Origin of the sequence: Pseudomonas sp. Q1, assembly GCF_009935975.1 — a bacterium.
Lineage (GTDB): Bacteria > Pseudomonadota > Gammaproteobacteria > Pseudomonadales > Pseudomonadaceae > Aquipseudomonas > Aquipseudomonas palleroniana.
The window spans coordinates 175,183-181,502 of record NZ_QODI01000014.1; the positions used below are offsets into that span (position 1 = coordinate 175,183).

A 6,320-nucleotide genomic window follows, 5' to 3' on the forward strand; every position below is an offset into this window, starting at 1 on the left:
CGAAAGCGGCACGTATGATGCATCTCAAACTCCCGCAGATTAGAAGCCTATGTCCCTGATAGTTCTACTGCTTCTGCCGTTCCTTGGCAGCTGTCTGGCGGCCTTGCTGCCGCACAATGCACGTAACACCGAATCCCTGCTGGCCGGCCTGGTGGCGCTGGTCGGCACTGTTCAAGTAGCCCTGCTCTACCCCCTGATCGCCCATGGTGGCGTGATTCACGAAGAATTCATGTGGTTGCCCAGCCTCGGGCTGAACTTCGTCTTGCGCATGGACGGGTTCGCCTGGCTGTTCTCGATGCTGGTGCTGGGCATCGGCACGCTGGTGTCGCTGTATGCGCGCTATTACATGTCGCCGGATGACCCGGTACCGCGCTTCTTCGCGTTTTTCCTGGCGTTCATGGGCGCCATGCTCGGGCTGGTGATTTCCGGCAACCTGATCCAGATCGTGTTCTTCTGGGAACTGACCAGCCTGTTCTCGTTCCTGCTGATCGGCTACTGGCACCATCGGGCGGATGCGCGCCGTGGCGCCTATATGGCCTTGATGGTCACCGGCGCCGGTGGCCTGTGCCTGTTGGCGGGTGTGATGCTGCTGGGGCATATCGTCGGCAGCTATGACCTGGACCAGGTATTGGCGGCGGGCGATCAGATCCGTGCGCATTCGCTCTACCCGGTCATGCTGGCGCTGGTGCTGGTCGGCGCGCTGAGCAAAAGCGCGCAATTCCCCTTCCATTTCTGGCTGCCCCACGCAATGGCGGCCCCCACGCCGGTATCGGCCTACCTGCACTCGGCGACGATGGTGAAGGCCGGCGTGTTCCTGCTGGCCCGCCTGTGGCCGTCGCTGTCCGGCAGCGAAGAATGGTTCTGGATCGTCGGCGGTGCCGGCGCTCTCACCCTCCTCCTCGGCGCGTACTGCGCCATGTTCCAGAATGACCTCAAGGGCCTGCTGGCCTACTCCACCATCAGCCACCTCGGGCTGATCACCCTGCTGCTGGGCCTCAACAGCCCGTTGGCGGCCGTCGCCGCGGTCTTCCATATCCTCAACCATGCGACGTTCAAGGCTTCGTTGTTCATGGCGGCGGGGATCATCGACCACGAAAGCGGCACTCGTGACATTCGCAAGCTCAGTGGCCTGGTCCGTCTGATCCCGTTTACCGCGACCCTGGCCATGGTGGCCAGCGCCTCCATGGCCGGCGTACCGTTGCTTAACGGCTTCCTGTCCAAAGAGATGTTCTTCGCCGAAACGGTGTTTATCTCGGCGACCCGGTGGGTGGAGATCGCCCTGCCGGCGATCGCGACCATTGCCGGCACCTTCAGCGTGGCCTACGCCCTGCGTTTTACCGTCGACGTGTTCTTTGGCCCGCCCGCGACGGACCTGCCCCACACTCCCCACGAGCCACCGCGCTGGATGCGTGCACCGGTGGAGTTGCTGGTGTTTACCTGCCTGCTGGTGGGGATTTTCCCGGCTCAAGTGGTCGGTTCGATCCTGGCCGCGGCCGCCTTGCCGGTGGTCGGCGGCGTGCTGCCGCAATACAGCCTGGCCATCTGGCACGGCTGGAACGCACCGATGATCATGAGCCTGGTGGCCATGACCGGCGGCGTGGTGCTGTACCTGCTGCTGCGCAAGCAGCTCAAGCGCGGCCGCTTCGCGTACCCGCCGATCATCAGCTACTTCAATGGCAAGCGCATGTTCGAACGCAGCCTGGTGGTGATGATGCGCGGCGTGCGCAAGATCGAGAAACGCATCAGCACCAAGCGCCTGCAGACCCAGCTGTTCCTGTTGGTACTGGTGGCGGTGATCGGCGGCATGATCCCGATGCTCAACAGCGGCCTCAGCTGGGGTGACCGGCCGAAGATCCCGGGCTCCATCGTGTTCGTCACCCTGTGGTTGCTGGCGATCGCCTGTGCCCTGGGCGCCGCCTGGCAAGCCAAGTACCACCGGCTGGCAGCCCTGACCATGGTCAGCGTGTGCGGCATGGTGACCTGCGTCACGTTCGTGTGGTTCTCGGCGCCGGACCTGGCGCTGACGCAACTGGCGGTCGAGGTGGTCACTACGGTGCTGATCCTGCTGGGCCTGCGCTGGCTGCCACGGCGGATCGAAGAGGTCTCGCCACTGCCCAGCTCGTTGCGCAAGGCCCGCATCCGCCGCGTGCGGGACTTCCTGCTGTCCACCGTGGTCGGTGGCGGCATGGCGCTGTTGTCGTATGCGATGCTGACACGCCAGACGCCCAACGATATTTCCTCGTTCTACCTCAGTCGTGCCTTGCCCGAAGGCGGCGGCAGCAATGTGGTGAACGTGATGCTCGTCGACTTCCGCGGCTTCGACACCCTCGGTGAAATCACCGTGCTCGGCGCCGTGGCGTTGACCGTGTATGCCCTGCTGCGCCGCTTCCGGCCGTCGAAAGAAAGCATGGAGTTGCCACCGCAACAGCGCCAACTGGCACCGGACGTGGCCACCGACCTGGTCAACCCGCGCCAGGCCAGCGATACCGCCCTGGGCTTCATGATGGTGCCCGCAGTACTGGTACGCCTGCTGCTGCCGATTGCGCTGGTGGTGTCGTTCTACCTGTTCATGCGCGGCCACAACCAGCCCGGCGGTGGTTTTGTCGCCGGCCTGGTGATGTCGGTGGCGTTCATTCTGCAATACATGGTGGCCGGCACCCAGTGGGTCGAGGCGCAGATGAGCCTGCGGCCGATGCGCTGGATGGGCTTTGGCCTGCTCTCGGCGACACTGACCGGGCTCGGTGCGCTGTTTGTCGGTTACCCGTTCCTGACCACGCATACCTGGCATTTCAGCCTGCCGTTGCTGGGCGATATTCACGTAGCCAGTGCGCTGTTCTTCGACGTCGGCGTTTACGCCATGGTCGTTGGCTCCACGCTGCTGATGCTCACCGCCCTCGGCCACCAGTCGGTACGCGCGCATAAACCGAGCAACCAGGCCAAAGTGGTTGCCGCAACAGAAGGAGCCGCCTGATGGAAGAAGTCATCGCAATCGCCATTGGGGTCCTGGCGGCCTCTGGTGTGTGGTTGATCCTGCGGCCACGGACGTTCCAGGTCGTGATGGGCCTGTGCCTGCTGTCCTACGGGGTGAACCTGTTCATTTTCAGCATGGGCAGCCTGTTTATCGGCAAGGAGCCGATCATCAAGGACGGCGTACCGCAAGACCTGCTCCACTATACCGACCCCCTGCCCCAGGCCCTGGTGCTGACGGCAATCGTGATCAGCTTCGCCATGACCGCGTTGTTCCTGGTGGTGTTGCTGGCGTCCCGGGGCTTGACCGGAACCGACCATGTGGACGGCCGGGAGCCCAAGCAATGATGTGGATGAACCAACTGATCATCGCACCGATCCTGCTGCCGTTGCTGACCGCCGCACTGATGCTGATGCTCGGTGAAAAACGCCGCCCGCTGAAAGCCAGGATCAATCTGGTCTCCAGCATGATCGGCCTGGGCATTGCGATCCTGCTCCTGTACTGGACACAAAAAGGCGGCCCCGGCTCGATTGGCGTGTACCTGCCGGGCAACTGGCAGGTGCCGTTCGGTATCGTGCTGGTGGTGGATCAACTGTCGGCCTTGATGCTGGTGCTCACCGGCATCATCGGCGTCAGTGCGCTGTTGTTCGCGATGGCGCGCTGGGACCGCGCGGGCACCAGTTTCCATGCGCTGTTCCAGATCCAGATGATGGGCCTATACGGTGCCTTCCTGACCGCCGACCTGTTTAACCTGTTCGTGTTTTTCGAGGTGCTGCTGGCGGCCTCCTATGGCTTGATGCTGCACGGCTCGGGCCGGGCGCGGGTGTCGGCGGGGCTGCATTACATCTCGATCAACCTGGTGGCGTCGTCACTGTTCCTGATCGGCGCGGCGATGATCTACGGCGTCACCGGCACCCTGAATTTTGCCGACCTGGCGTTGAAAATCCCGCTGGTGCCCGAAGCCGATCGCGGCCTGTTGCACGCCGGTGCGGCGATCCTCGCCACGGCGTTCCTGGCCAAGGCCGGCATGTGGCCGTTGAATTTCTGGCTGGCGCCCGCCTACTCCTCGGCCAGTGCGCCGGTGGCGGCGATGTTTGCGATCATGACCAAGGTCGGCGTGTACACCGTGCTGCGCCTGTGGACGCTGCTGTTTTCCGGCCAGGCCGGTGCCTCGGCCTTGTTTGGCGGAGATTGGCTGGTGTACGGCGGTATGGCGACCATCATCGGCGCGGCACTGGCGATGGTGGCAGCGCAGCGGCTGGAGCGCATGGCGAGCTTGAGCATCCTGGTGTCGGCGGGGATTTTGCTGTCGGCGGTCGGTTTTGCCCAGCCGAGCCTGATTGCGGGTGCGCTGTTCTACCTGGTCAGCTCGACGTTGGCGTTGAGTGCGCTGTTCCTGCTGGCTGAATTGATCGAGCGTTCGCGTTCGGCCAACGACCTGCCGCTGGATGAAGAGATTGATGCGCTGCCAAAACCCATGGAGTCCCTGCACCCGCGTCCGGGTGTGAACCTCGACGATGAGCAACAGGCGGTCGTCGGCCAGGTGATTCCCTGGACCATGGCGTTCCTCGGCCTCAGCTTTATTGCCTGTGCGCTGCTGATCATCGGCATGCCGCCGCTGTCCGGGTTTATCGGCAAGCTGAGCCTGCTCAGTGCGCTGGTCAATCCGCTCGGGTTGGGCGTCAGCGTTGACCAACCGATCCGCCCGGCGGCCTGGGGCCTTGTAGCGCTGCTGATCCTCTCGGGCCTGGCCTCGTTGATCGCCTTCGCACGCCTGGGCATCCAACGCTTCTGGACCCCGGAAGAGCGCCCATCGCCGCTCCTGCGTCGCTACGAGTGCGTGCCGATCTTCCTGCTGCTCGGCTTGAGCATCCTGCTGACATTCAAGGCCGAACCCTTGCTGCACTACACCCAGGACACGGCCGTCAGCCTGAACAACCCGGAACATTACGTGATGGCGGTGCTGGCCACACGCCCGGTACCAAGCCCTGAAGCCAAGGCTGCCGCGCTGGAGGTGCAACCATGAAGCGCCTGCTCCCCGCCCCGTGGCTGTCGCTGGCACTGTGGCTGTTGTGGCTGGTGCTGAACCTGTCGGTCAGCCCCGGCAACCTGCTGCTGGGCGCACTGCTGGGCTTCCTTGCGCCGCTGATGATGGCGCCGTTGCGCCCGCTGCCGGTGCGGATCCGCCGCCCCGGGGTGATCATTCGCCTGTTCTTCCTGGTCGGCCGCGATGTGGTCATCTCCAACCTGCAAGTGGCCTGGGGCGTGCTGACCTGCGGCTCACGCCCACCGCGCTCGCGCTTCATCAAGATCCCCCTGGACCTGCGCGACCCGAACGGCCTGGCCGCGCTGTCGATGATCACCACCGTGGTGCCCGGCACGATCTGGTCGGAACTGGCGCTGGACCGCAGCATCCTGCTGCTGCATGTATTCGACCTGGAGGATGAAGCGCCGTTTATCGAGCACTTCAAGACCACTTACGAACGGCCCCTGATGGAGATCTTCGAATGAGCGCCCTGCTCTCCAATGCGATCCTGTTCAGCCTGTTCCTGTTCTCGCTGGCCATGGTGCTGACGCTGATCCGCCTGTTCAAAGGCCCATCGGCCCAGGACCGGGTACTGGCGCTGGACTACCTGTACATCCTGGCGATGCTGATGATGCTGGTGCTGGGTATTCGGTATGCCAGCGACACCTACTTTGAAGCCGCGCTGCTGATCGCGCTGTTCGGCTTTGTCGGTTCGTTTGCCCTGGCGAAATTCCTGCTGCGTGGGGAGGTGATTGAATGATGCCGTTATGGGTGGAAGTGATCGTCGCGGGGCTGCTGGTGCTCAGCAGTCTGTTTGCGTTGATCGGTGCAGTCGGCTTGTTGCGGCTGAAGGACTTTTTCCAACGCATGCACCCGCCGGCACTGGCTTCGACGCTGGGCGCGTGGTGTGTGGCGCTGGCATCGATTATCTACTTTTCGGTGCTCAAGTCCGGGCCGGTGCTGCATGGCTGGTTGATCCCGATCCTGCTGTCGATCACGGTGCCTGTGACCACGCTGTTACTGGCCCGCACCGCACTGTTCCGCAAGCGCATGGCCGGTGACGACGTACCGGCCGAAGTCAGCAGCCGCCGCTGATTCAACGAGCGAACAGGGAAAAACATGTGGGGCGGTGCGACGATTCGATTTGCTCCCGATAGCGGTGGATCAGTCAGCAGTCGGGGGCAAGCCCTAATGCCAGTCAGTTAAATGGTGGGTGTAGAACACATCATCTGTAGTGAGCGGGCTTGCACCCGCGCTGGGTGGCAAAGCCGCCCCAAATCCAGTCACCGCGATCTTCCTGAAACACCACGGCGTCCTTGTTGGGGC

General features: G+C 63.4%; 6 protein-coding genes. All 6 read left to right on the plus strand.

The window, feature by feature from the left end:
- The first annotated feature begins 49 nt into the window (after positions 1 to 49).
- From DK870_RS22090 to DK870_RS22115, 6 genes are read left to right on the plus strand one after another with little or no spacing between them, the layout of a single operon-like run.
- Positions 50 to 2,971 carry a monovalent cation/H+ antiporter subunit A gene (locus tag DK870_RS22090; protein ID WP_161549683.1) on the plus strand — a complete coding sequence of 974 codons (2,922 nt, stop codon included), beginning with the start codon at positions 50 to 52 and terminating at the stop codon, positions 2,969 to 2,971.
- Positions 2,971 to 3,315, plus strand: coding sequence for a Na+/H+ antiporter subunit C (locus DK870_RS22095; RefSeq protein ID WP_060756701.1), 345 nt, complete (start codon positions 2,971 to 2,973; stop codon positions 3,313 to 3,315). The genes DK870_RS22090 and DK870_RS22095 overlap by 1 nt, the downstream gene beginning before the upstream one ends.
- Positions 3,312 to 4,994, plus strand: coding sequence for a monovalent cation/H+ antiporter subunit D (locus tag DK870_RS22100; RefSeq protein WP_090370181.1), 1,683 nt, complete (start codon positions 3,312 to 3,314; stop codon positions 4,992 to 4,994). Before DK870_RS22095 ends, DK870_RS22100 begins: the two co-directional genes overlap by 4 nt.
- The gene (locus DK870_RS22105; RefSeq protein ID WP_161549684.1) at positions 4,991 to 5,479 is read left to right on the plus strand and encodes a Na+/H+ antiporter subunit E; all 489 of its coding nucleotides are present in this window, start codon (positions 4,991 to 4,993) and stop codon (positions 5,477 to 5,479) included. The genes DK870_RS22100 and DK870_RS22105 overlap by 4 nt, the downstream gene beginning before the upstream one ends.
- Positions 5,476 to 5,754 carry a K+/H+ antiporter subunit F gene (locus tag DK870_RS22110; RefSeq protein ID WP_005789171.1) on the plus strand — a complete coding sequence of 93 codons (279 nt, stop codon included), beginning with the start codon at positions 5,476 to 5,478 and terminating at the stop codon, positions 5,752 to 5,754. Before DK870_RS22105 ends, DK870_RS22110 begins: the two co-directional genes overlap by 4 nt.
- The gene (locus DK870_RS22115; RefSeq protein WP_060756704.1) at positions 5,751 to 6,089 is read left to right on the plus strand and encodes a Na+/H+ antiporter subunit G; all 339 of its coding nucleotides are present in this window, start codon (positions 5,751 to 5,753) and stop codon (positions 6,087 to 6,089) included. Before DK870_RS22110 ends, DK870_RS22115 begins: the two co-directional genes overlap by 4 nt.
- Positions 6,090 to 6,320 lie beyond the last annotated feature (231 nt).